At 52.4% G+C, this 24546-nt stretch carries 23 protein-coding genes; 22 read left to right on the top strand and 1 reads right to left on the bottom strand.

Annotation, left to right across the window (positions count from 1 at the left end; all coding sequences use genetic code 11):
• Nucleotides 1-2: 2 nt before the first annotated feature.
• The 7 genes from GT748_RS05120 to GT748_RS05095 are packed head-to-tail and all read left to right on the top strand — an operon-like array spanning nt 3 to nt 5899.
• The gene (locus tag GT748_RS05120; protein ID WP_154238260.1) at nt 3-968 is read left to right on the top strand and encodes a phosphoadenosine phosphosulfate reductase family protein; all 966 of its coding nucleotides are present in this window, start codon (nt 3-5) and stop codon (nt 966-968) included.
• The gene (locus GT748_RS05115; RefSeq protein ID WP_154238261.1) at nt 962-2788 is read left to right on the top strand and encodes a VirB4 family type IV secretion system protein; all 1827 of its coding nucleotides are present in this window, start codon (nt 962-964) and stop codon (nt 2786-2788) included. Before GT748_RS05120 ends, GT748_RS05115 begins: the two co-directional genes overlap by 7 nt.
• 60 nt (nt 2789-2848) lie before the next feature.
• Nucleotides 2849-3328 carry a hypothetical protein gene (locus GT748_RS05110; protein WP_154238262.1) on the top strand — a complete coding sequence of 160 codons (480 nt, stop codon included), beginning with the start codon at nt 2849-2851 and terminating at the stop codon, nt 3326-3328.
• 16 nt (nt 3329-3344) lie between these two features.
• Nucleotides 3345-4169 carry a C39 family peptidase gene (locus GT748_RS05105; protein WP_087271385.1) on the top strand — a complete coding sequence of 275 codons (825 nt, stop codon included), beginning with the start codon at nt 3345-3347 and terminating at the stop codon, nt 4167-4169.
• An 11-nt stretch (nt 4170-4180) separates the two neighbouring features.
• Entirely contained in the window at nt 4181-4330 is a 150-nt protein-coding gene (locus GT748_RS15155; RefSeq protein ID WP_173011338.1) for a hypothetical protein, read from the top strand.
• Nucleotides 4308-5339, top strand: a complete 1032-nt coding sequence (locus GT748_RS05100; protein ID WP_117484251.1) for a hypothetical protein — start codon at nt 4308-4310, stop codon at nt 5337-5339. The genes GT748_RS15155 and GT748_RS05100 overlap by 23 nt, the downstream gene beginning before the upstream one ends.
• A 29-nt stretch (nt 5340-5368) precedes the next feature.
• On the top strand, nt 5369-5899 hold the full coding sequence (locus GT748_RS05095; protein WP_117484250.1) for a helix-turn-helix domain-containing protein: 531 nt from the start codon (nt 5369-5371) through the stop codon (nt 5897-5899).
• A 97-nt stretch (nt 5900-5996) separates the two neighbouring features.
• Here the strand turns inward: GT748_RS05095 and GT748_RS05090 are convergent, their stop codons facing one another.
• A complete protein-coding gene (locus GT748_RS05090; RefSeq protein ID WP_006354155.1) occupies nt 5997-6311 on the bottom strand; it encodes a helix-turn-helix transcriptional regulator in 315 nt (104 codons plus the stop codon).
• Nucleotides 6312-6453: 142 nt separating this feature from the next.
• On the opposite strand from GT748_RS05090, the gene GT748_RS05085 reads away from it, so the two are divergent.
• The 15 genes from GT748_RS05085 (at nt 6454) to GT748_RS05015 (ending at nt 24546) form a co-directional block, all read left to right on the top strand.
• Nucleotides 6454-6996 carry an SLOG family protein gene (locus GT748_RS05085; protein WP_117484249.1) on the top strand — a complete coding sequence of 181 codons (543 nt, stop codon included), beginning with the start codon at nt 6454-6456 and terminating at the stop codon, nt 6994-6996.
• 110 nt (nt 6997-7106) lie between these two features.
• Entirely contained in the window at nt 7107-7724 is a 618-nt protein-coding gene (locus tag GT748_RS05080; RefSeq protein WP_006354157.1) for a TetR/AcrR family transcriptional regulator, read from the top strand.
• Nucleotides 7725-7913: 189 nt separating this feature from the next.
• Nucleotides 7914-9029, top strand: a complete 1116-nt coding sequence (locus tag GT748_RS05075; RefSeq protein ID WP_006354159.1) for a hypothetical protein — start codon at nt 7914-7916, stop codon at nt 9027-9029.
• 15 nt (nt 9030-9044) lie between these two features.
• Nucleotides 9045-10484 carry a DUF6138 family protein gene (locus tag GT748_RS05070; protein ID WP_006354160.1) on the top strand — a complete coding sequence of 480 codons (1440 nt, stop codon included), beginning with the start codon at nt 9045-9047 and terminating at the stop codon, nt 10482-10484.
• 18 nt (nt 10485-10502) lie between these two features.
• Complete coding sequence (locus GT748_RS05065; RefSeq protein ID WP_040437700.1) at nt 10503-11594, top strand: ankyrin repeat domain-containing protein; 1092 nt, start codon at nt 10503-10505, stop codon at nt 11592-11594.
• Nucleotides 11595-11608: 14 nt separating this feature from the next.
• Entirely contained in the window at nt 11609-12748 is a 1140-nt protein-coding gene (locus GT748_RS05060) for a hypothetical protein (protein ID WP_006354162.1), read from the top strand.
• Between the two features lie 61 nt (nt 12749-12809).
• Entirely contained in the window at nt 12810-13136 is a 327-nt protein-coding gene (locus GT748_RS05055; protein ID WP_006354163.1) for a DUF5713 family protein, read from the top strand.
• 122 nt (nt 13137-13258) lie between these two features.
• A complete protein-coding gene (locus GT748_RS05050) occupies nt 13259-13903 on the top strand; it encodes a hypothetical protein (RefSeq protein WP_206671250.1) in 645 nt (214 codons plus the stop codon).
• Nucleotides 13904-13933: 30 nt separating this feature from the next.
• Nucleotides 13934-16366, top strand: coding sequence for a DUF6892 domain-containing protein (locus GT748_RS05045; protein ID WP_154238264.1), 2433 nt, complete (start codon nt 13934-13936; stop codon nt 16364-16366).
• A gap of 11 nt (nt 16367-16377) precedes the next feature.
• Nucleotides 16378-17382: a hypothetical protein gene (locus GT748_RS05040; RefSeq protein ID WP_006354166.1), complete on the top strand. Its 1005-nt coding sequence runs from the start codon at nt 16378-16380 to the stop codon at nt 17380-17382.
• A 5-nt stretch (nt 17383-17387) separates the two neighbouring features.
• A complete protein-coding gene (locus GT748_RS05035; protein ID WP_154238265.1) occupies nt 17388-18125 on the top strand; it encodes an SMI1/KNR4 family protein in 738 nt (245 codons plus the stop codon).
• Between the two features lie 102 nt (nt 18126-18227).
• Nucleotides 18228-18473: a hypothetical protein gene (locus GT748_RS05030; RefSeq protein ID WP_154238266.1), complete on the top strand. Its 246-nt coding sequence runs from the start codon at nt 18228-18230 to the stop codon at nt 18471-18473.
• A 57-nt stretch (nt 18474-18530) separates the two neighbouring features.
• Nucleotides 18531-19490 (top strand): NTF2 fold immunity protein, encoded by a 960-nt coding sequence (locus tag GT748_RS05025; protein ID WP_154238267.1) that lies wholly within the window; start codon nt 18531-18533, stop codon nt 19488-19490.
• A gap of 14 nt (nt 19491-19504) precedes the next feature.
• Nucleotides 19505-20074, top strand: a complete 570-nt coding sequence (locus GT748_RS05020; RefSeq protein WP_005928002.1) for a hypothetical protein — start codon at nt 19505-19507, stop codon at nt 20072-20074.
• Nucleotides 20075-20115: 41 nt separating this feature from the next.
• Nucleotides 20116-24546: a suppressor of fused domain protein gene (locus GT748_RS05015; protein WP_154238268.1), complete on the top strand. Its 4431-nt coding sequence runs from the start codon at nt 20116-20118 to the stop codon at nt 24544-24546.

The raw sequence follows: 24546 nt of genomic DNA, 5'->3' as shown, positions 1-24546 counted from the left end.
GTATGAAGCACACCCGGCAGGATTTGAAAATCATGCAGGGTTGGAGCCTCGAAAGAAAAATCAGAGTTACGCAGACGAGAATCATGGAATGGTATATGCGGTACGATGGGCAGGTCTTTATCAGCTTTTCCGGCGGTAAAGACTCCACCGTGCTGCTTGATCTGGCACGGCGGGTCTACCCTGATATTCCTGCTGTGTATGTTGACACGGGGTTGGAATACCCCGAACTGCGCGATTTCGTAAAAACGAAGGACAATGTTATTTGGCTTCGCCCGCGCTATCCGTTTCCTCAGATTATTGAGAAATACGGCTATCCGATCATCTCCAAAGAGATCTCGGATGTTATCAATGGCGCAAGAAAGGGACAACCTTACCGTCTGGCAAGAATCAATGGAGAATTGCTGGACAAGAACGGAAAGAAGTCGATCTACAACTGCGAGAACTACAAATACCTTCTGGATGCTCCTTTCAAAATTTCGGCACGATGCTGTTACCACATGAAAAAAGCGCCGCTGAACAAGTTTGAAAAGCAGACCGGGCGGCACCCGATTACGGGTGTCCTGGCCTGCGAAAGCAAGCTGCGGGAGCAATCCTGGTTCAAGTTTGGCTGCAATGGCTTCGAGCGTAAACGACCGCTCAGTCAGCCCCTTGCGTTCTGGCTGGAAGAAGATATTTTGCGGTATCTGAAAATGACCGGCATTCCCTATGCCCCCATTTATGGGGACATTGTGGAGAGCCACAAGAAGGACGGCACCCCGATTTTGAAAACCACCGGCGTTTCCAGATCGGGGTGTATGTATTGTATGTACGGCGTCCACCTGGAGCATGAGCCGAACCGATTCCAGCTGATGCAGGTGACACATCCCCGGCAGTATGATTACTGCATCAATAAATTGGGGTGCGGCGCTGTACTGGATTACATTGGCGTACCCTACCGCAATCAACAGTTGGAGGTGGATCATTGTTAGGCTCTAAGAAAAAAGAAGAAGTGCTTCCTGTCAATGAAGCGCTGTTGAATGTCATTACTCCGATGGGGCTGGAAATCAAGCGGAACAGTCTGGTCATCGGTGAAAATCTGGGCAAGGTGTACGGCGCCATCCGCTATCCGCAAAAGGTGGATATGGGGTGGCTTTCCAAGATCACCAACATTCCCAGCACAATCGTTTCGGTGGGGATTACCCCCATTGATAATGGCGCGCTCATTTCCGCAATCTCCAAAAGCATTGTCCAGCAGCGTGGCGCCGCTGACAGTGCCAAAGACCCGCTGACCCGGCAGCGCGCCGAGAAAGCCGCCGAGGATGGCGAGAGAATCATGCAGCGGATCGACCAGGAGGGCGAAACGGTCGCCATGATGTCGCTGACCGTGATGCCGATTGCACAGGATGAAGCCAATTTCACAAAGGTATGCCGCCGCGTGGAGAGCGCCTTCAACATCCAGAAGTGCAAGGTGCGCACCCTTGCCAATCTCCAAAAGGAAGGGTTTCAGAGCATTTCTCCCACCTATCCGGCCAACTCCACGGTGGACAGCATCGTGTCCCGCATTATTCCCATGAGTACCTTTGTGGGCGGGTTCCCGTTTGCCAGCTCCGGTTACAACGATGGCCGGGGCTATTATTTTGCAAAGGACAGCAACGGCGGCCTGGTGATTCTGGACACCTGGGAACGCGGGAACGACCGCACCAATAGCAGCTTCGTGATTATGGGTGTGGCCGGTATCGGCAAGAGTACCGTTGTAAAGCACATCATGCTTTCGGAATACATGAAGGGGACGAAAATCCTGTGCATCGACCCGGAATCCGAATATAAGGATATGTGCCGGAACCTGAACGGAAGCTGGCTCAATGCTGGCGGTGGCAAGAATGGCCGTTCCAATCTTTTGCAGATCAGACCGGCGCCCCGTGACGAGGACGATGAAACCGACAAGCTCTATACCGATGAAGGAAACGGAATGTCTGATATGGCGCTGCACATGAAAACGCTGGAGATTGAATTTTCCCTGTATCTGCCCAGCCTGACGGATATGCAGAAAGCGATCCTCAAGCAGACGATCATTGAACTCTACAATCAGTTCGGCATCTTCTGGGAAACGGATATTCGGCAGCTCAAGGCCACGGATTTCCCCATTCTGTCCGACCTTCACGCCCTGCTGGAAAAGAAAGCGGAGGCCAACAAGGAGAATCCGGTATATCGTGATCTGGCAATGCTGCTGTACGACGCCGCAGCGGGCAGCGACAGCTTTCTATGGAACGGCCACACCACGCTGGAGGCCAATTCCCGGTTTATTTGCCTGGATACCCACGACCTGCAAAATGCGTCGGATAATGTCAAGCGCACGCAGTATCTGAACCTGTTGAGCTGGTGCTGGGAGGAAATGAGCCGCGACCGGAATGAGCGTTGCCTGCTGGTATGTGACGAGGCATATCTGATGATCGACCCGCAGGTCCCGCAATCCCTGGTGTTTCTGCGCAATGTGGAGAAGCGGGCAAGAAAGTATGAAGCTGGACTGGCAATCATTTCTCATTCCGTGGTGGATTTCCTGGCCCCGGAGGTCAAAATGTACGGGCAGGCCCTTTTGGATATTCCGTGCTATAAAATCCTGATGGGCTGCGACGGCAAAAACCTTCAGGAAACCAAAGACCTCTACAACCTGACGGACGCGGAGCAGGAATTGTTGGAGAGCAAGCGGCGCGGACACGCGCTCTTTATCATTGGGTCCAAGCGGCTTCATGTAAACTTTGAGATTCCGGCTTACAAGTTTTCCTATATGGGCAAAGCTGGCGGCCGGTAATTCGGTGGCGGCCGGGAGCAATCCCGGTCGCCTTACTTATTCCACACAGGAGGTTTTCAGATGAATCATGCGGAACGATACGAATACCTGGTCAACAAGATGGCTGCCATACGTTGGAGGGGCAGTGATTTGGATGCTTCCTACTATGCCGCCCTTTTCCTGATGGCTTCCCATCCGACCCTTTTTCAGAAGATGGATCGCTACCTCTGCCCGGAGGGAATCGACTTTACAAAGATGATGCGGAAAGAGGAGTTTGAATATGACTGGATGAAGATTACGGCGGATGCCGCCCGCAACCTCTTTTCCTGGAACAGCAAGTGTGCTGCTACTCCTTTTGAGATTTCGCGGATGCCTGCCCCGGCGATTCGGGCGCTCTTTACGGCCTGCTTCATTGCTAACGGGGACTACATGGTATCTGTCCGGGAAAATAACAAAGGAGAAAAGGTGTTTGAAATTGACGACAGCGCCGGTAAACGGCGGGAGGCGTTCAATCTGCAAATGGAGCAGATGATGAAAGCCCCCGGTATGGAACCGGACTGATTATGGAGGTGATTTTTTGGCTGTTGATCCGTTGACTGCAAAAATTTTGGCAAAGGTAGCTATGCAGGCGGCTACCGACTCCGAGAGCCGGAAAAGAATCCTGTTTATGATCCTGGCCCCGGTTCTGGGGCTTTTGCTTTTGATTGCCTTCATCCTGTACCTCATTACCAGCCCCTTTTCTGTGCTGTCCCAATGGTTGATTGGTGATGAGGTAAACGTGGTAGAGGATTTTCAGAAGCAATATGGTTACAACCAGCAGCTCGGCATTTATGAGAAAGACTATATAGACGGTAGTGGTCAGAGCTATGAGGGCGTCATCTTTACGGATGGGGCAACCGAAGTTGTCTACTACAATCAGTTGGATGAGCGTTGGGCCGATCTTCCGTATGGAACCGATAATATCGGCGGTTATGGATGTGGCCCGACCTCTATGGCGATTGTGGTATCCAGCCTGACAGACCAGACCGTTGATCCCCCCACAATGGCAGAATGGGCGTATCAGAACGGCTATTGGTGTTCCGGCAACGGGTCCTATCACTCGTTGATACCGGGGGCTGCGGAGGGCTTTGGACTTCAATGGGAAAGCATCAGCACCGATGACCCGCAGGCTGTGGTAGACGCTTTGGCGTCCGGGAAATTGATTGTGGCGCTCATGTCAAAAGGCCACTTCACATCCAGCGGCCACTTTATGGTGCTGCGCGGAGTGACCTCTGAAGGAAAAATCCTGGTGGCCGATCCTGCCAGTAAAAAGCGAAGCGAACAGGAATGGGATATATCAATCATTCTGGATGAGGCCAGAAAGGGTGCCGCAGCAGGCGGTCCCTTGTGGGCGATCTATTAAAGGGGTGCGATATGAATAACCGAAACAAGCTGATTGAACTGTTTATCTACATCGTGATCGTGGTGGTGGGCATCGTCCTTTTGCTGACCGGCGGGGCGGATGACAAAACCAGTGCTGAAAATATGAGAGGTGAATCCTATGCTGTTGTACTTGACGAGTAACCAGAAAAGCAACCTGATCGACCCCGCCGTGCGGAATATGACTCTGCCCGCCAAGAAACTGGTCGGCCGGTTCAGCCTGAAAAGCTTCGTGACCAAAGATATGCGCAATTATGCCAACGCCAAATTCTTTGTGGTGGATGCGGCGTGTATCGAGGAAAGCGGCAATGATTTCACCCTTGCCCTGCAATCCTTTCAGATGATGTTCTCCGCCCGGATTATCGTCATCCTCTCCGGCTGCGAGGATGTGAACGGCGAGGTACAGCGGCTACTGTCCATCGGCGTTGTGAATCTGGTTACGGGTGAAACGATGGAGGACGCCTTGGACGAGCTGACAGAAGCACTTTCCGAAGATGGGATGCAGCGGTATGTGGTAAAGGCTCCCGTCTACGAACAGCCAGTTTCCCGCCACGAGAAAGCCCCGGAGCCGGACGAGATTATTCCGTACCGCTGGAACGCCCGGAATATCCGTATTGCCGTGGCCGGTTCGCAGCGCAGAAGCGGCGTGACGGTAACGGCCTTTAACTTGGCATCTTGGCTGGCGGCCAGAGGTGCGGAGGTGGCGTATATCGAAGTCAATCAGAACCGTCACCTGCAGCTCCTGCTGAACATCTACGAGGCGGCGCCGGATGGGGAGCATTACACCATTGATGGGATCGACTGCTACCTGACCAACGAGCCGGATAAGGCGTATCAGTTTATCATCTATGACTGCGGCGTAATGCAGACGCCTACTTCTATTTTTCGTGACGCAGAACACCGGCTCCTGTGTGGGAGTGTCCTGCCTTATGAGATTCCGGTGTTCCATAAGGCATTGTCCGAGTGCGGATCATTGGAAGTGCGCCCGGTGGCGATCTGTGTGCCGCAGGAAATTCAGGAATACTGTACGGAACTCTTTGGGGAAGATGTGCAGATTGCGGCGGCATCCCACGACCTGTTTGCGAAACAGGTCAACGGGCAGATTTACCGGCCGCTGGTGGAGAAGTATATTGCAGGAGAAAAGCGCCTGTAACAGTGAGACATGACTGGGAGGATTGGAATATGGCAAAGTTTGAGTATATGCAGCGGGCATTTTCTTCTGAACTGAAGCCCAGAGCGCGGCTTGTACTGCAAGTCCTGGTTCTGCATTGCAACAAAGAGGGTGAGTGTTTCCCCTCTATCAAGACCATAGCCGCCAAGTGCGGCTATGGGGTGTCCACTGTAAAGCGGGCGCTGGATGAGCTGGTGAAAGCGGGATATATCGTCAAGCAGGCCCGGTTTGACGAGCGTAAGAACGGCGGCCAGACCAGCAACCTCTATACCTTATGCTCTGACTTGCCCTGCCCTGACGAGCCGGAAAATGTCCCTGTGCCGGAAGATGATGCGTCTGATGAATCCCCGGCAGTGCAACCGGAAAGTGCTCCTGCGGATACCTGTGACGCCCCTGATCCCACACCTGGGGAGCAGTCTGCCACTTTGCCGACAGCGGATTCCTACTCCTTTGCAGATGGCTTTGAAACAAAAATCGGGCGGCAGAATTGCCGCCCGATTCGTATGTGGACTGGGGGGCAGTCCATTTTTATACCCCCTTGAACCGTACAGGTGAACAGATACTTACGGATGAAGAAAAAAGTAATAGTTATTTAGAAAAATTGCAAAAATAGACGACCATGGGTCGAAACCCCCGCCGTCAGTCCTTGGATTGCAGTCGGTTAATAAAGCCAATTAGCATAATCAGATCTTCGTCCTTGAGTTTTCGCATTCCGTCCATCGCTTTACGGATTAACTGTGGATTGACCGCTTCTGCATCAAAAAACTGCAAAGGGGTAATCTCAAAGTAATCACAAATTTTTAAGAACTGAGCCATTGACGGAAGAGATCGACCAGATGAAATCCCCTGAATATAGCTCCGGTTCTGTCCTAAAGCCAAACTCATTTGATATTCCGATGCGCCTTTTTTCAAACGCAATTCGGTGATCCGATTGCGGATAAATTCTTCATCCATATCCTCACCTCGCTATATAAAAGGATAACAGATGAAATGCCTGGATTATAAACATAGTATGTGTTATAATAATGGATATATGCCTATTTGCGCCGTTTTATTTGCGTTATTTCATTTTTGTTTGCGTGAGATTTGAAGTGGGGTGAAGTTTTTGAAAAAAACATACGCTTGTGCCATTACTGGGCACCGTCCAACTCGATTTAAGTTCAAGTATAATGAAGGGTATTCGTTGTGCAAAAAAATAAAAAAAGCAATGCTAAAAACATTTTGTCATTTGCATGATGAAGAAGGTATTTTCCGCTTTTATGTTGGAGGTACATTAGGGGTAGATATGTGGGCAGCCGAACAACTCTTATATCTCAAAGAACAACCGGGATATCAAGATATTGAGTTAATTGTTGCACTTCCATTTGAAGGGCATGATTCGAAATGGGATGCAATGAGCAAACAGCGGTTGCAGATAATTATTCATAATGCCACAAAATGTATTGTTATAGGACAAAGTGGAACTGCATCCGATTATAAAAAGAGAAATTATTATATGGTAGATCATGCAGATTTCTTGCTGGCAGTCTATGATAACAATCGTAAACTACGATCTGGGACAGGCCAAACAGTAAATTATGCTTTGAAACAAAATCTTCGCATAATTTTTCTCCATCCCGATACAGCAGAAATAAGTTAATGGTTTAGTTAGTTCATAAAAAATTTTCAAAATATAGTTGTATATTTTTTTCTGTGCAGTTATTATATAAATACTATTTTATGATTCTGTTCTTTATAGGGGGGGAAGATATGGCACGAAAAGCCTATTCTGAAGAAGATAGAGTGCAAGTGCGGAATGCCCTGATGACCACCATGATTCAGTGTATCGCGGATCGGGGATTGATTCACAGCAGTATTGATGTTCTGTGCAGAAAAGTAGGGATCTCCAAGACCTTCTTCTACAGTTTTTTCTCATCCAAAGAAGAACTGGTGCTCTACGCCCTGCGATACCAACAGCCCAAGCTGCTGGATTATGCCAGATCCCTAATGGAGGACCCCGGACTCAGTTGGCGGGCGGGAGTGGAAACCTTTCTGAAAAACTGCTGTTATGGAGCTAAAAGCGGAGTTGCCGTTTTGTCCATTGAGGAGGAGCAGCAAGTACGCCACTGCCTTTCCGAGGAGAATTTTCAGGCGTTCCGGCGGGATCAGATTATTTTTTATGGGAAGCTGCTTTCCATCTTTAGCCTCCCTGTGGACAGTATTGATCCCCGGCTGTTTGGCAATCTGGCCCTCAGCATGATGATGGTACACAAAGCCATTCCAGACACCATGCCATTTCTATTCCCAGAGGTGGCGGAGGATATGGTGGACTTCCAGGTCAGGGCTCTGGTGGACGAGATGGAGCGGGTAAAAGAGCATGTGCGGTAGGTGAAAGCAAATGGATAGAGATGAGTACCCATGTCCAAACGGACGGGAAAGACAGCAGAATATCGTCAGACACAGAGCCTTGGGATACAGGTCTTGGTTCTGTGCGGCCTTTTCGCGCCCTGCGTCAGCCTGTCCAAGTGGCAGGGTGTCGCAGGGCGTTTTTCTATCATCTGAAAGGAGTCGAAAAATATGAGTCTGAAATATACCTGTCCCGGCTGTGGGACCCCTTTGGGCTATGACGGATTGTGCTGGAAATGCAAGTGTGAGCAAGAGCGAAAAACTGCATTGGCCTGGACGCCGGAACAGATTGCTGCAAAGCAGAAAAACCTGATCCAGAACATCCATCGGCTTGCTGATATGGAGGACCCCGAATGCACCGACTTCTGGCAGCTGCTGGGTTACCGGGACGCCATCACCCCGGAAATCCAGCGGGCGGCGCTGGCCGCAGGGGTGTTCTGGCCCTGTGAGATCTATTATCACGCTCCCGCTGATGTGGGGGAGGGCCTGATCCACGCGCTGCTGTCCACAGAGGATTCCAGTGAAGCGTCCAACCTGATGTGCTGCCTTGCTTTCCAGGGCGATGGCCGGGCACTGGAAACGCTGTTGGAACTGGAGAATCATCCCCGCTCCTGGCGCAAGAAGCTCTATGTAGACCCGTCCATTTACGCCCAGTGCGGCGGCTGGACCTTTAATAAAAAGGGACAACGGACCCAACTCAACTTCGATACCTGCTTTTCCTTCGTCAAGGGAGCCCCCGGTGAAGTGTCCCCCGTTCGCATCGGGCGGGCACGGGAGGACACCTGTCCCCACTGCGGCGGGCGGATGGCGGACATGCTGGTGCTGGACGGCCGGGACGAGCGGCTGAAGTTTCTGGGGCTGGACGGCATTCTGACCGCCACCTGCTGTCCCAACTGCGTGGGCTTTCTGAAAGGCCCCGCTTTCAACCGCTTTACTCTGGACGGCGGCGTAGAGGTCTTTCCCTCAGAGCTCTTTGACGGGGCGGGAAAGATGGACTGCTATGTCCGGCCGGAGGACTACAGGTCCCTTACCGAAAATCCCTTCGTGCTGGGCGGTGCGCCAGTGCCCCTGTTCTATGGCGCCGCCTGTGACGATGTGAACACCGTTGGCGGCTTTGCCAACTGGGTTCAGGACTGGGAATACACCGCCTGCCCCCACTGCGGAAAGCCCATGAAATATCTGGCCCAGATCCAGTGGGATACTTTGATGGACGGCACAGAGGGCACACTCTACATCGAGTTCTGCCCTGACTGCCAGATCGTATCCATGCAGCACCAGCAGACCTGATAGGAGGAAATCGCTATGAATTTGCCAAAGTTCAACAGTGCGGACGGGCGCTGTTACTGGATGAAGCCCGAGGTACAGGAAGAACTGCAACCGCTCTTTGACCAGTGTATCCAGGATGCCATTGACGGGAGAATCACGCGGCTTGATGATTCCCACTGGCCGCCGGTAGTGGTCAGCAGTCAAGGTGCACCCTTTGAGGTGTGGCAACTGCTTAGGGCATGGACCGAAATACAGCGGGCCGAGACCCTGGATGCGGAAAAGGCCATCGCCTTCAGCGAAAACCTGCGCCGCCAGAGCCGCTGGGGTGAAATTGACCACCATCTACTTGATATGCTGAAACGGGAGCTACAAGAGAAGTATTTTGTTGCAACAGGCGATGAAGATGATCGCTTCTGGGATCGGGAGTATTCCTTGAAACCAGGCATCCGTGCAGAGCAGATCCCGGAGCCGCTGCTGCGTTTCGCCTGCTATGTGGCGGTGAGCTATAAAGTGTATGGCTTGGACTTTCAGTATCTGGACGCCAATTACCTCTTTGGATTGGTGGAGAAAGTCCGTCCTGATATGGTGAAAAAGCTCCGGGAACACGGGACCGGCAGGCTGCCGCTCTCTCTGCAAAAGAGGAAAACAGAGCACTTCACCGCATCGGCCAACGATGCCTTTGCTGTGATCCGTATTACTGCCAGGGACAACACAGAGGAATGCTGCCACGAAGTGCTGGACTACCTGTGTGAGATTCTGGAGCAGGAGGACTTTCCCCGCAGCTATGCGGTGGAGTTCAAAGGGCCGGAAAAGAGCTATCTTCCCATCACAGGACTGCCCAAAAAGGGAGTAAACCAGCTCTTTGCCTGTGCCGTGCAGTACCCTGGCCTCCACCCCCTGATGGAACGGTACGCCCGGCTTGCCATGCGGCAATATGAGCAGTACACCAATCTCAGCGATGAGCAGTGCGCGCTCCCCGGAAGTTTTGCCGTGTTCGCCCTGGGAATGCTGGGGCAAGAATGGTGGCAACTGGTATGGGATTATCTCGATCTCTGCGATGATGAGCACTCCCACTTACAGGAAAAATTCCTCCGGGAGTATGTGAAACAGTTCGGATTTACCGCTGATACCGTCCCTGTATTTGTCCGTGGGGTGCTGTCCATGCAGAACATGAAGTATTCCAAGGACTATGCCGCGTGGATGGCAAACGCAGAAAGCCTGGACGCTCTGCTGGAGGCAAAAATCCACCTGTCCGAGATCGTTCCAAGCGGTTTTTCCTCTGACGAGGATGACGATGATGACGAGGGCGAGGAACCCGCCGAAGAAACAGAAGCCAGCCCGGAGGAAGTGCTGCAATACGCATGGGAAACGGTCTGCTATGTGATCTGGGGCAAAGCCAGCGCCAAGGGTGGTCAGAAAGTGGTGGAAGCAGCTCCGGAGGAACTGAGAGAAAGGTATCAGGAAATTTTTCAATAGACTATAAGGAGGACTCGGATGAGTGAAGTAAGCTATTCAAATGTACCTCCCATGATGGCTGCCATCAAAAGTGGTGACATAGAGGCGATTCGTTCCCTGCTTCACGCAGGGCATTCTCCCAATGAGCCACAATGCTATCAGGTAATGATTGGAGATTGGCCGCGGGATGACGAAGCCTTTCCGCTGGAATTGGCTGTACTGGAAAATCGGATGGACATGGTACAGCTCCTGATCGAATGCGGAGCAGATTTGACCCATAACCCGGAAGAATTGCTTTGTGGTTCCCTGCGCAGTCAAGACCTAACCCTGTTTTCCTTTTTGGTAGATGTGGGAGTCAGAATCCCCGCAACGCAAAGGGATATATGCAGGCTGTTTCTCCACTTGGTGGATCGGGATGAGCCTAATGTACTCCCCATTTTGAAAAGGATGGGCATGGATTTGAAACAATACGGCGGTGAAGCCCTGCGCAGTATGGCGAGCCATGGAAATCAGCTGCTGGTGGAGTATCTGATTCAAAACGGGGCGGACATCAACTATCACAAGCCAGATATGGTGTTTCCCTACGCTTCGACTCCTGTCACTGAAGCGGCACGGCACAACGATTTTTCTATGGTGCGCTGGCTGGTGGAGCAGGGGGCCGACATCACCATCCCGGATAAATACGGCGACCGGCCCTACACCGTGGCGGTGCAGAACAAAAATCAGGAAATGGCCGCCTACTTAAAAGCCCTGGAGCCGGAGGGCTGGCATAACGAACAGGAAAAGGTGCGTCAGCTCATGCCTTACAAGCTGCCTGCCAAGCTGGTGGAATATTTGAAAACCGGCCCCCTGCGCCTGGAATTTCCGGAGCGGGAGCTGGTGAAATGGGCGGAGCTTTACCCCTACATGGATGTGCAGGAGATGACCTGGAAACGAAAAAAGCTGCTCTCCCTTATGGCGAAAATGGACAATTACAGCGACTATTTGCTGCTGTGGAGTCCCAGAGATAAGAAACTCTGGTATTTGGACATCGAGCATGAGGAGTTTCATCCGTTAGCCAGATGGGAGGAATTTATCGCTGACCCCGGAAAATATCTCAATGGAATGATCGAGGGCGAGTTTGAGGAATAAGGGGAGAACGCAATATGACTATGGAACAACTGCCCCCCAAGGGGGTCAAGCGAGAACAGGCCATTTTGGAGTTGGGCAAGGCTGAAGCCAACGGCGAACTGCTTCTCCAGCTTGTGAATATGGAAAAGGGCAAGTGCAAGACGGCTGCTCAGAAGGCTCTGGCGCAGCTGGAGTATGCCCCCGCCGCCCCACTGTGGGCCAAGCTGGTCAAGGGTAAATGGATGGGCAGCCATATCATGGCGGACGCCTGTTCCGACTGCGTGTCGGAGCAGATCGCCCCGGCCATCTTAAAGACCCTCTCCCGGCTGCTGGACGAGGGGGACACAAAGCCCCTGGAAATCGAACAGTTGAACTTCTGTCTCCATCTGATGATGGGGAAAGCCTCGCTCAAAATGCTGGAGGTCTACCGCTTCCTGGCAGAAAACGCCCAGCGGCTCGCCCGGCTTAAACGCGCGCCTGTTTATCCGGATGACGACTGCACCTCTTGGTGGATTACGGACGGACTTCGCATTTGGGATGCCACACCCAGGGAAAAAGAGAAAATTCCCGCTGTGGTGCTGACCGCCTCCCTGATCCGCAACCCGGATGAGCGGCTGCAGGCATTGGCGGATGAGCTGAACGAACGCTGCGGCGGCAGCTGGCTGATCCCGGTCTTTATGAAGGCGATTCTCACCCAGCCCAAGGAGCAGGTGTATGAGACCTATTCGCCCCTTTTGGGGACTCCAAAGGCGAGCTATCTGTTGAACGCCCTGGGGCTGCTGGATTACCGCAGCTATCCGGAGGACTGGGCCTTTGAACGCTCGGGTCCCGACGGGCTGCGCGCCCTGATTTTCTGGGGTGATTACAGCTATGGGACCTATGACACAAGGTTTACGATTGAACGCTATGTGGAGCTGGATGAGCGGTGGCTCTTTGCTCTGGCAAAAGACCCGGAGGGCAAAAAGCCCGCGGTGACATGGCAGACCTATAACCGGGGCGGTGTGCTATACGGGAGCTACGACGAAATGCTCATCAGCCTGCTGCCCCGCAAAGTGGAGAACCCAGAACTCAGGCGCGCCCTGCGGGACTACTTCCGTATTCGCAGCGAAAAAGTGAGCGTGGAAGAAAGTATTACTGTTTACAAAGACGCTGCTGAGCGGTTTGGCGGTGAGTGAGAAAAAAATATCAAGAAGGCAAGTGCCTGAACTGTGAACTACGAAGAAAGGAAGACACAAAATGAAAACCTTTGATCCCGATTACAAACTGCTGGACGAGATGTATCAGGATGATTACTATCCAGTTTTTCTGGTAGACAAGGTAAAGGACGAACTCCAGAAGGTCATCGACCTGCTGGAGAGCGGCGAAACCGACACCGAAGTGGTGCAGGAAAAGCTGGACGAAGCAGTTTGCGGCATCAATGACCTCCAGGACGAATTTTACGAGAACAACAGTGAGATTGAAACGGTAGCCCGGGACTGCATCGGCGTCACTGTAGACTACATTTTGAAGTGGTTTGGCATTCCGATTGACATGGAGGAGGCTATCCGGGAACGGGACTGGTGACTTTTATGAAAATGGAGCCCTCTTTTTGCACGGCGGTCTTTTGGCGTGGCGGAGAAAAGATTGATCTAAATGGACAAAAACCAGATGCGGTACGGTGTCTGTCTGTGACGGGAGAGCGGAAGGTGAATCTGTCCTTCCTGCGAGATTATCCCAATCTGGAGGAACTGACCCTGATGGAAAAGTGTGAGGGTGTAGAAGTTCTCTCCGAGCTAAAGCAGCTTCATACACTGTCCCTATGGCTGTCGGCCCCTGTTTCCTGGGACAATGTTTCTCTCCCCGGCCTGCGTGTTCTCCACCTGCGTGGAGAAAAGAATGGCGACATCACCCCACTTCTCACCAGCATTACCTATCTCCATTTGGAGGAAATGCGGAAAACGGAAGATCTTGCCCCTTTCCTGACTCCGGCGACCCGGCTTCAGAAACTCTATCTCCAGTCACTCCCAGCTGTGCAGGAACTACCGGCTCTGGATGGGCTTCCTTCCCTTTATGCCCTGAAACTCTATGAACTGCATAAACTAAACGATTTGTCCGCCCTCTCCCACAGCCATTTGCGCTGCTTTGCCGCCTCTCTGATCGGGGATAAACTCTCCGCCCAGGCGCTGGCAGATGCTGTGATGGCGATTCCCAATCTGGAGGCAGCCGCGCTCCAGCTGGCGGATCGCTCCGAGCGGCGCTATGGCGGCATCCAAAAAGCCTTTGCCGCCGCTGGGAAATCCTCATTGCTGCGGGAGGAAATCAGTGCTTTGACCACATGGCTGTCGCTATGATGTAGGAAATGGGAAAAGGAGAAACTACCTATGGCAGAGTTCAAACAAATCATAGATGATGCGCTGGACATTCTGAAATTTGACGGAGCCGTACAGGACACTCTGGCGGAACTGCGAGAAAAATGGGGCGCGCAGGTCCCGGCGCTGCTGGATGAACGCTTTGATGCCGTTGGCGTTCAGTATATGAAGCTATCCCATGAAAAAGGGGCGGCGGCATTGGGGCAGGAGCTGTCTGCCTTCGGCTGGGCGCTGTATAACCTGGATGATGAGGACGAGTATCTGTTTGCCTTGATCCCAGAGGAAGAACGCAGCGAATGGGAACGCTACTGCAAAAAGCAGGGGCAATATTGCCACCTGATGAAACAGCAAGGGCGAAAATGGGGCGACCATGCCAAGGAGCAGGACCCTGGAAAGCTAATGCCCTGCGAGGAATACATACTTCAGGATGAGTACGATTATTTCTTCAATTCCGTAGCGGGTGATTTTGCGGCGGGCGAATGGAAAAACCAGGATGCAGAAGAATGGAAAAACGGCTGTGTGGCCGATCTGCGCCAGCGTCCGCCCCAGGTGACCCGCGCCCACAGCTTGCCGCACCTTGGGTGCCTCACTTATTCCGCAGAAAATGGACTCTATGCCACGTCCAGGGCCGCTGGCAGCGGGACTATTGGCCGAGCATTATTGAGCAAGAATCCAGCCACGCTTAACTGGGCCGAACCGTCCCCCATTGGATATGACGGTCCACCCCAGACCCTGTGCTGGGCTGACCATTCCCTCTGGGTGGGTGATCCCACCAACGCTACACGGATTGAACTGACAGACCGGGGCGCCTGCAAGGATGTGAAAAACTGGACTCTGCCGGAAGATGGATGGAGCACCAAATACCATTGCGGCATTACGACAGACGGTCTGGGCCGGGTCTACTTTTCCAACGAGTGGTACAAGGGGCAGATTTACCGCTGGGAAAACGGCAAGGTAACAAAACACACCTTCTCTCTGGATGGATACGACCATCTCTCCGAGGCCGTTCCCGTTCCCGGCACAGGCCGCATTACCATGATCCACGCCGTCAGCGGCAAGGGGCGGATGGAAGAATGCCTGCTGGAACTGGACATGGACACCGGGCGGTGCCGCATCGCCCCCCTGCCCGGAATGGGCGAGGGGCTGAAACTGCGCTGGTTTACCGGGGACTGGCTGCTGGTGCAGGGAAACGGCGCAATCCTCTCCGATGACTTTGCTCAGCTCATCAATAGGAACACCCGTGAGGTGCTGCGTATCCGTCCGGGAATGTTCGGCGGGGAGAAAATGCAGCACATTGGAATACTCACCGATGGCACGGTGGTCATCGTCACCCGGCGGGATAGGGTTGGGCCGGTGTTTCGTTATCCCATCGACTTCTGGGACTTCCTGCGGACGGCAAACAAGCCCAAAAAGCTGGAATGGCGGGAGTACAAAGAAGTGTACCCGAATCTGCCCATCTTTCTACCGCCCAAGACCACGGAGCGAAAAATTGTTCTTAAGAAAGACAGCCTGACCATTCTGGGGGCGGTATTTACACCGCCGTTTACCCTGTCGCGGCTGGCGGAAAAGCTAGGGCCTGCCCGCATTGTCTTACAAAATGGAACACGGAAAAGCCCCATGACTGGCCAGGAGAGCCCTTATACCCAGGCACTTGCTTTGTGGGACGAGCTTGGACTACAGGGCTGGTTGGACGAAGATGAGCAGACCATCAAAACCATTGGTGTCCGGGTAGCGGCACAGGGAGAGTATGCGGTCCGGCAGACATTTGACGGAGCGGTTTGGATCGGGTCCAAGGACTACCGAGAGGCCAGCTGGAAGGATTTCGCCGGATTTGCCCATACCCTCAAATTAGGCGGCTTTACCGTCTATACCCGCTTGCCGGGTCCTGTTCCAGAGGAGCAATCAGCGCAGAAAGCAAAGCTGGAGGCCCTCTCCGCCATGGTACAGATCAGCTGGAAAGAGCCAGAGAATAAGGCGGCGAAAGCGCAGAAATACGAGTTATCCAAGCCGACTGAACCAGTGCTCACCTTTACCAGCTTCAACTTCAAGCTGGCGGTTATGGAAGTCCTGATGTACGAGAAAGGCTTACTGGCTCCTAAACTGGATGCCCATGAGTTTTCCAGAGAGTATAGCCGACGCAAGATCGACATTGACGCGGAAGGGTATGAACCTATTCCGGAGATTCGGAAGTGGCTGGAGAAATACCCTGTCCCGGCGCGGCTGGCTCCAGAGATTACAGAGATCGAGATGGATGGCGGCAGCGAGATTTATACCCAACTCTGTCCGTTCTGGGATGGCGAGGATGGAGCCTTTGATCTTAATACCATTACGGAGGCGGAACTGCGCCAGTTCCCCAATCTCAAACATATTACCCTCATGTCCTCCAAGCCGGAACAGGTGCTGCCCGTTCTGGAACGGTGCGGTATCAAGGTAGACTTGCTGTGAGGTGCGCTGCTATGAACGAAAAACTATTTCGCCCACAATTTGATACCTTGAAACTGGCCGATAAGCTCTGGCTTATGCAGACGCTGGCGACTCGTTATCATTTGACATTCAAGGAACTATACGCCTTTTCCCGCTGGGGACAAAGCTGCACCACCGGCCTATTTGAAAAAGGTGGCCGGGAGTTTGTCTTTGTCCCGGGCGATACCGTGATTCTTGGCTGGGAGAGTTTTGTCCAAGGAATGGACAAGGCCAACCAAGAGGAACTGGCGGATATTTTTGCGGAAATCGAATATGAGGGCTCTGCGGAGGAATTTCTCAGGCAGGGCATGACCCCAGTACGCCAGGTGACCATCGCCCCCATGTTCGTGGGCAGAAAACTGGAGGAAATTGGCTGGGAAAGCGTACCCATGAACGATCCACGCATCACCGCCCACCCCGACTGGCTGGAGAACTTGCAGAAGTGGGCGGGCCAGAACAGCCAGAGCTTTGAAATACACGAAACTGTCCGCTTTGAACGCAATGGTGATAGCTGGCGAGCGTGGCTGTGCCATCCAATGACCTACCCGGAATTTCAGCGGTCCCTGTTGTGGGAGCTGGCAGCCAGCCTTCCCACGCCGGATGAGTGGGCCTATCTGTGCGGGGGCGGATGCCGCACCCTGTTTCCCTGGGGGGATGGACTGGACCACAAGATGAAACTGCACCACTTTGAAAACGGGGAAGATCAGGGTAAGCCATACGACATGGAGCAGCCCAACTTCTTTGGCCTGTCTATCGCCTACGACCCCTATAAGCGGGAGTTGGTAGACGGGAAAACATTGACCACCTGCGGCGGCGACGGCGGCTGCAATGTCTGCGGTGGCATGGGTCCTTTGCTTGGATATTTACCCTGTTCCCCTCACTGTAAACCGGAGGTTCGGGAGGATAATGAGATTCACAATGACTATGACTTTTTCCGTCCTGTTATCCGGGTGCAGACATCCGGGTGGAGAATAGTATCACCCGAAAATGAGAGGTGATATTGATGAAAAGCCGATTGGAGCAATTATTGGACGAGCTATTAAGACAAATTGATATACCTGCGATGGAGCAAGCCATGTCCAAGCAGTATAAGAGCCAGATCCGCAGACGCTGGGAACTTCCGGCAGACTATTGGATGCTGTTGGAGCGCTGCTGTGGACTGCGAACCGTGTGGAGCAATGATACCTATGAGGCCCTGGAACTGTGGGGACTGGATACCCTTGTGAAGGGCCAGGAGGGATACGCCTATAATCCTGTGGAACAAAAGGTAATTAAAAATTGGGACGAGCATCTTGTGGTGATTGCGTCTGATGCTGGTGATCCATACTGCCTGGACCTGCGACGGAACGATACAGCCGTGTTCTGGGCAGAACATGGCGCCGGAACTTGGGACTTTCAGCCTGCCTTTGATTGTTTGGAAGATTTTCTCGAAAGCGTTTTGGATGTACCCAAAACGCAGGAATATGAAACAGCATATCCCTATCACTACATCCGCCTGATTGTAACCGGGATTTCCGACACCAAAAAGGCTCTGGTGTTTCTAAAACAGCATTTTGGCGACAGCAGCTTTCAGCAGACAAAAGACAGGCTGAAAGAACTGCCGCTCTTGATCTATTCCGGTCTTGATACCGGAACCGCCCCGCTGGAAAACTCTCTTGACCGCTGGGGATTGATGTACGAAAAGCAGCAGATTTCGTTGGAAAAGTTTCTGGAAAATCAAGCATATATCCGCAATCTGTAAGGTCGAAGCTGCGTTGTGCAGGTGCGATTCATCGGCATTGGAGCCCGCTAAAGACAATCCAAATGAGCAAAGTACACAATGATGTGATTTTTGGAGGAAGTCATGATCAAAGCAATTATGAAAATCCATACCACTTCTTCGGTTACATTTGTATGTGGCGATGTTGCTATTATTGGAAACGGTGAGTTTCGGGCTTCATCAGGAAAAGTGGATGGCTTTATCCTGTATGCCGACACTTTACAGTATGAAAACGGGGCGAAGCTCTCACGGGATGAACAGGAAAATTTGAAGTGCCTGTATCAGCACTTTGTATTGAACCGTGAAGATTTCATAGACTGGGATATTTGAAAAGAGATTTCCCCATGAAATGTTAGCAGATTGAGCACAGGAGTAAGGAGGAAAGCTATGGAATGGCCAAAACGGGCGCGGACAGCGGATTGGGAAAATGGTGTCCTGGCCTTAGATAGAGAGAAACAATTTGAAGTCCCGAAGCTGACCGCAGAGATCATGGAGCGGTTGGCCGGTTACACCCTGGTGGGCTTCCATGTGAAAGGGTATCCGGTGACGGATGAACTGCTTGCCCCCTTTGCCGGGCATAAAAGTATGGTCAACTTCGGCGTGGAGAACGGCGCCCTCACCGACGCCTGTTTCCCCTTTTTTTCCGCCATGCCCAAGCTGCGCTATCTGCTGCTGACCGGGAATGCCGGGATCGACGGAAGCGGCTTGTCCGCCCTGCAAAGCTGTAAGCTGGATCTACTGGCCCTTGACCACACCAAGCTGGAGGATGCCGGTCTGCTTCGAGCAGCCTCCATCCCCAAACTCTCCCACATCTGGATCGACCACACTGCTGTTACTTATGATGGACTACTGGCTGTCGCCGGCAACAACTACATCCATCCGGTGGCCCATGTGCAATTTACCAAGGAGCAGATGGAACACTTCTCCCAGCTCCAGCGGGAAAAGGCCAAAAAGCCCGTCCAGCTGGATGAGCAGGCAGCGTCGGAATGCCGCAATGTGTTGTCCGCTTTCTTTGCCGAAATGACAGAATGGGAGCAGTACATGGATCAGGTTGGGTTTGAAGATGCCGAGGCTGTGCCCCGCCTGCTGGCGATCTGGGAGAAGTATGTGAGCGAAAAGCCCCGTCCGGGCTATCTGCCTCTGGCCCTCTCATACAGCGCCCAGGGCACCTACAACGGGGAAGAATTCCTTGACGCGGAGCAGATCACTAAAAACAAGCTCTACATCTACACCAGAGAGAAAAATACCGGCTTTGACCGCCGCTTTCTCATGAAGCGCGTGGGCGAGGGTTGGATGATTGACGCAGTGCAGGAGCGGCTGAACGGCTGGCAGCGCGTGGGATTGTAAGGGAGGCATAATGGATGATATATAGGTTTACGGAAGTATTAAACGATCTTGTTAATTATTTTCTCCTTGGTGACATTTTGTTGCTGGAGGACTGGAAGCAGGCAAATCATCTTTCAGATGATTTAGCGATGGAGTTTACCACAAACGAAAGCGGCGACAGGATATTTGCCGAAGGAATTGTAATCCCAATGACCGGTATTGAAAACTATCCCTATACCATATTGTTCAATCTCTCTGGTGATAGACCGGAGCTGTGCAAAGAAAGAAACCGATTGCAGCTTAGAAAAAGTGGCTATTCCCTCAAAGTAGATCATAATATGCTGATGCTTTTTACATGGCCAATATTGGAACAGTTTACGCCTGAAAAGGTGAAAGATCTGATTTCTTACTATAGAGTGCATAAGAAGCCGATGATTGAGCTTGCAAATGGCTGGTATCATATCGAGATTTTGGGTGGAGAAACCTTGCAGGACGGGGACTATGAACCTACATTTGAGTTTGTGATACAACCAGCCACAAATGAAGAAGCCACCATAAATGCAGATATGAATTTTAGCTTTGAAATTACAAGCTCTGCTTATTAGTGAAACCTATCCCTACCGAAGATGGAAAAGGAGATCATGATATGGATTTATTGAAACAATGCCAGCAATGGTTTGAACAGGATGAAGCGCAGAAGGTAATCGACACCCTGGAAGCGATTCCTGCCGAGGAGCGCACCCCGGAACTGGACAGCGAATTGGCCAAGGCATATATTGCCGTTGCACATATAGGAGAACGGGAGCCCTTTGAAAAGGCGCTGGAACTTCTGGCTCCCCATGAGGAGTATTTTGCCGAAGATCACTGCTGGAATTATCGAATCGCTTTGGCCTATTACTGTCTGGATGAGGAAGGCCCCGCCCTGCGTTACTTTGAAAAGGCCCTGAAAGCCCGCCCCGGAGACAAAGATACTCAGGAGTACATAAACGATTGCCGCCGTCGTTTGTCCCTGCCCCGCTTTGAAAAGAACTTCCGTGAAAGGACGCAGGAAGCATGGGCAGCCTTTTCTCAGATTGAGGCAGAACTGCGTCAAATCATAGATACGGACGAAACACACCAGCGCGGCGAAGAACTGGTTGAAAAATGCGGGAATGCACTCAAGACGGCCCTGCGTGATACTTCCTTCGAGCTGGGCTTCAATGGCGAAAAGCATGAATTGATCCTCAGTCCAGAGAGGCTTCGCTCCCGCCTGTTCCCGTTGGTGTACTTCCAGAAGCAGGCCCCAGAATCGGTGCTTGAGCATTGGAATATCTGGGTAGGCCGCCAGCCCTGTGAGGGGTTCGAGCTGCGAGCTGGAGAGATTGAAGTTCGGGCTGAGGATGTGCAGATGTGGGCAGAGGAAACAGAGGATCATCAGGTAAGTCTGGTCCTTTACTGTGAAAAGCTGACCCCGATCTTGAAAGAGGACACAGACAAGGTCTGGTGGGCACTCTCTATGCTGGTGGATCAAACCATCGGAGAAGTTTCCGCTATCGCCTTTGTTGCTGGGTTTGATGTTTATGCTCAACCGAAAGACGAACCGGCCAAGCTGCTTTCCGAACTGCCGGAGTTGCTGCAAAGCATGGGGCTTTCTCTCTGGCGGGATGGCAGCGACTACCTGGAAAACAGTTATCTTGCCTATGAACTGGAACCGGTGGAGGACCCGGAGGCTGACTGGCGGCTGGATGTTTATACTGGAAGCTGCCGCCTGCCGGTGCTCATCAACGACTACCTGACTGCCCGCAGTGATATGGTGGATGAGTACCACAAGGATGGCATTGCCGCTGGATTCCTCCTGTACCCGCTGTCCGGTTTTACCGGTGAGGAACGAGTGAAAGCTATTCTGGATTTCCGGGATAACCTGCGGGATGCCATCCTACGGGATGCAGGAGAGGAAGCCGTGACCTTCCTGGGTGGGGCCACTGGTCTGTATTGTGGGTATCTGGATTTTATCGCCTGGGATCTGCCCGCTGTACTAACAGCGGCACAGGCATTCTTTGAGGGAAGCGACCTGCCCTATGCTCACTTCCACGCATTTCGGCGGGATGTGGGCGGTGTGCCGCTACTGGACGAGAAAGAACCGGAGCCTGATATTTATGAGGAAACTGGCTCCCTGCTCTCGGCAGAGGATATTGAAACACTGGAATCCTTTGATGAAGGAACCACCGGTTACTTTGAGAAAATGCTCGGCTGGCTGGAGGATTTTATCAAAAGCGGCGTAGAAGAAGGACGATTCAGCGAAAAACAGGCTCATCAGGATTTGCAGATTGCCCTCTGGTATGCCTTTGCCTGCCTTAACCTGGACGATTACATCCACTACTACCGCGCTGCGGAATGGATGAAGGATTCGGAGAAAAACGCCACGGGCTGCGCTACCTGGTACTACCGGTATTCTGTGGCGTTGATGTATTGCGGCAGGCTGGAAGAAGCACTGGAATATGCGGAGCGGGGCGCTCAGGAGGAGCCGGACTACCCCTGGATCTGGCTCCATCTGGGCAAGCTGCGGGCGCATTTTGGCGATAAATCCGGTGCGCTGGATGCCGTCAAGCAAGGATTAAAACTGGAACCGGGAGATTATGAGTTCCTGACCTTAAAAAAAGAGATCAAAGCCGGAGCCACCCTGGAGCAGATGGAATATCATTGGATCAATCCCGATGCTGATCAAACGCTCCAGCGGGGACTGGACGAAGATGCGGATGATAAACAATGCGCCATAGCCTGCATTCGGGTGGACGAAGCAGGACTTGCCGAATTTTACGAGTTGTTCTGCCCAGAACGGTATGGCTATCAGAAAAATTCCCCCTGCTGTGAATTCCAATACCCGGTGAAGGAACATCTTGTGGAGCTTTCCTTCCGTATGAACGAAGCTGGACTCTCCAAGATGGGAACCGACTGGCTGCGGCAGCTAAAGGAACGGCTGGACAGCGGCGAATGGCTGACCCACACCCCTGAAGAAGAACCAGAGGGCATTCTAACAGGTGTGTTTGTGGATCAGCTGCGCCGCATTGGTCTTGTCTATCAACAGCCTGGAGAGGATCAATATTTTCAGATTTTCCTGAACCCGGACGGTACGAAGGCGGATGCCTTCTGGTCCTCAAGAAAAAACAGTGAGCCGGAGGTTTATTCGGAAGATGAGATGTCTGCGATAGAGCAGCACATCAAAAACACCTTTGGTGAGTTTGGGAATGTGTTCCATGAACTGGTTTCCACTGACATCCATGTGGACATCTGCGTTGTTCCTCCCTCTGAGGAGCGGGACTATTACACACTGGTGACGATGGGTATGGGTGCTCACCGGATGAATGTGCCGGAGGAACTGGCGGAATACAAGCTGGAGCGAGCAGAGCTGGCCATCGCTCTGCCGTCGGATTGGAAACTGGATGAGGAATCCCTGAAGGATGAGCGGTGGTACTGGCCTATTGGTCTCTTGAAAGTGTTGGCCCGCCTGCCCATTTCTAACGATACCTGGCTGGGCTTTGGCCACACAATGGACAAGCAGTCGCCGTTTGCAGAGGACACGAAGCTCAAAGCCGCTATTCTGACCGGTCCCCAGGGCGTGGAGGAAGGCGGCGAAGTCTGCACTTTGCCGAGCGGCGAGGAGGTCAACTTCTATCAGGTGATCCCGCTCTATCATAATGAGATGGAGTATAAGATGGAGCACGACGCAGACGCTCTGCTCGAAAAGATGGCAGGCATCAGTTTTGTGGTCAATCCCACCCGCCAGAATGCCATCACCAGAGGAACGCTTGCAGAGGAGGAGTTCACCGGCGATATGGACGATGCTGCCTGGCACCTGGAATCCATTCAGGAAAAGGGCCTGCCGGTGGACGAGATCAATGCCTACAACCACATGGCAATCTATCTGCGCTGGTGCATGGAGCATGATCTGATGAGCGCAGAATTCATGGAGCGGTACTGGGAGCAGGTGCAGCCGTTTATGGCAGATCTGAGCCGCGCCGATCTGCGTGGTTTTATCCGGGACCAGCTGAAAGGACAGCTCTTTGGGGCGCTGTTCAACAAGGAGGGCGCAGCCTTTGCTGGATATTACTATGGCGAGGCGGACAGCCCGTACTTCCCCAGCGACATTGATAACTATGCTTTGGAATATTTCGGTTCAGAGCAATATTATTCCGATAAGTTCCAGGATGAAGCCTATCTGTTCATCCCATTTGATGAAAACTATTATCAGGCTATGGCAAAAGTCATGGAAAAGCGGTTCGCCAACTGGCAGGGACAGAGTTTCGATGAGGCCAGTCTGGAGCCTTCAGACCTTGCGGAAGCCATGATGGAATATCTGGACTGTGAATGTACCTATTTCCCCTCAATGACGGATGATGACCCCATCATGTCGGCATATAACTATGCCAAACGGGAAAGTGTCAAAGAGGGCTTTGTGCCGGTTCTGATTAAGGCGGATGACGAAATCCTGTGGGAATGCCTGATTATGAATTCTGACCCGGACAGCGATGGCGAGGACGACTTTGCTTTCGACCCGGACAAAGTCGCCGAATACCGGAAGAAAATGCTCTCCGCCCCTGTCGAGAACAGTAAGGCAGTCCTGGAGGAAATGATTGGGCAGCGCAAGGAAGAAGCCGAGGATGACGATATGGACTGGGATGAGGAAATCCTGGGCGAGATGGAGGGCGGATATGATAACCGTCGTTTTTCAAGCTACTGGAACTCCGATAATAATATGACCTATCCTCTCATTCTGGCTAAAATCCCCGTGAAGAATCCTTGGGAGATTTTTGCCTATCTGCCCTTTGGTGGCTGGAATGAATGTCCTAACACGCCAGAGTTAATGGCAGTTGCGAAATACTGGTTTGAACAGCATGGGGCGGTGCCCGCTGCCATGAGCCACGACGAGTTGGAGTTCCTGCTCCCGGCTCCCGTTTCCGAGGAGAAGGCTATGGATGCAGCAGTGGAACTGTATGGCTTCTGTCCCGATGTGATTGACCAGGGGCCGGAGGACGCCACCGTGGGCGCTCTGGCCGATGTGCTGCGGCAGTCCACTGTTTGGTACTTCTGGTGGGATTGA

The organism is Bittarella massiliensis (ex Durand et al. 2017) (assembly GCF_009876955.1).
Classification (GTDB): Bacteria; Bacillota; Clostridia; order Oscillospirales; family Ruminococcaceae; genus Bittarella; species Bittarella massiliensis.
This window is presented reverse-complemented; position numbering and strand designations above follow the sequence as displayed.

Coding starts and splice junctions, on each gene's coding strand:
- GT748_RS05065 (WP_040437700.1), top strand. CDS start 10,503: ATGAGTGAAGTAAGCTATTCAAATGTACCTCCCATGATGGCTGCCATC.
- GT748_RS05120 (WP_154238260.1), top strand. CDS start 3: ATGAAGCACACCCGGCAGGATTTGAAAATCATGCAGGGTTGGAGCCTC.
- GT748_RS05075 (WP_006354159.1), top strand. CDS start 7,914: ATGAGTCTGAAATATACCTGTCCCGGCTGTGGGACCCCTTTGGGCTAT.
- GT748_RS05040 (WP_006354166.1), top strand. CDS start 16,378: ATGAACGAAAAACTATTTCGCCCACAATTTGATACCTTGAAACTGGCC.
- GT748_RS05035 (WP_154238265.1), top strand. CDS start 17,388: ATGAAAAGCCGATTGGAGCAATTATTGGACGAGCTATTAAGACAAATT.
- GT748_RS05070 (WP_006354160.1), top strand. CDS start 9,045: ATGAATTTGCCAAAGTTCAACAGTGCGGACGGGCGCTGTTACTGGATG.
- GT748_RS05095 (WP_117484250.1), top strand. CDS start 5,369: ATGGCAAAGTTTGAGTATATGCAGCGGGCATTTTCTTCTGAACTGAAG.
- GT748_RS05060 (WP_006354162.1), top strand. CDS start 11,609: ATGACTATGGAACAACTGCCCCCCAAGGGGGTCAAGCGAGAACAGGCC.
- GT748_RS05030 (WP_154238266.1), top strand. CDS start 18,228: ATGATCAAAGCAATTATGAAAATCCATACCACTTCTTCGGTTACATTT.
- GT748_RS05090 (WP_006354155.1), bottom strand. CDS start 6,311: ATGGATGAAGAATTTATCCGCAATCGGATCACCGAATTGCGTTTGAAA.
- GT748_RS05015 (WP_154238268.1), top strand. CDS start 20,116: ATGGATTTATTGAAACAATGCCAGCAATGGTTTGAACAGGATGAAGCG.
- GT748_RS05100 (WP_117484251.1), top strand. CDS start 4,308: ATGCTGTTGTACTTGACGAGTAACCAGAAAAGCAACCTGATCGACCCC.
- GT748_RS05080 (WP_006354157.1), top strand. CDS start 7,107: ATGGCACGAAAAGCCTATTCTGAAGAAGATAGAGTGCAAGTGCGGAAT.
- GT748_RS05025 (WP_154238267.1), top strand. CDS start 18,531: ATGGAATGGCCAAAACGGGCGCGGACAGCGGATTGGGAAAATGGTGTC.
- GT748_RS05020 (WP_005928002.1), top strand. CDS start 19,505: ATGATATATAGGTTTACGGAAGTATTAAACGATCTTGTTAATTATTTT.
- GT748_RS05045 (WP_154238264.1), top strand. CDS start 13,934: ATGGCAGAGTTCAAACAAATCATAGATGATGCGCTGGACATTCTGAAA.
- GT748_RS05055 (WP_006354163.1), top strand. CDS start 12,810: ATGAAAACCTTTGATCCCGATTACAAACTGCTGGACGAGATGTATCAG.
- GT748_RS15155 (WP_173011338.1), top strand. CDS start 4,181: ATGAATAACCGAAACAAGCTGATTGAACTGTTTATCTACATCGTGATC.
- GT748_RS05110 (WP_154238262.1), top strand. CDS start 2,849: ATGAATCATGCGGAACGATACGAATACCTGGTCAACAAGATGGCTGCC.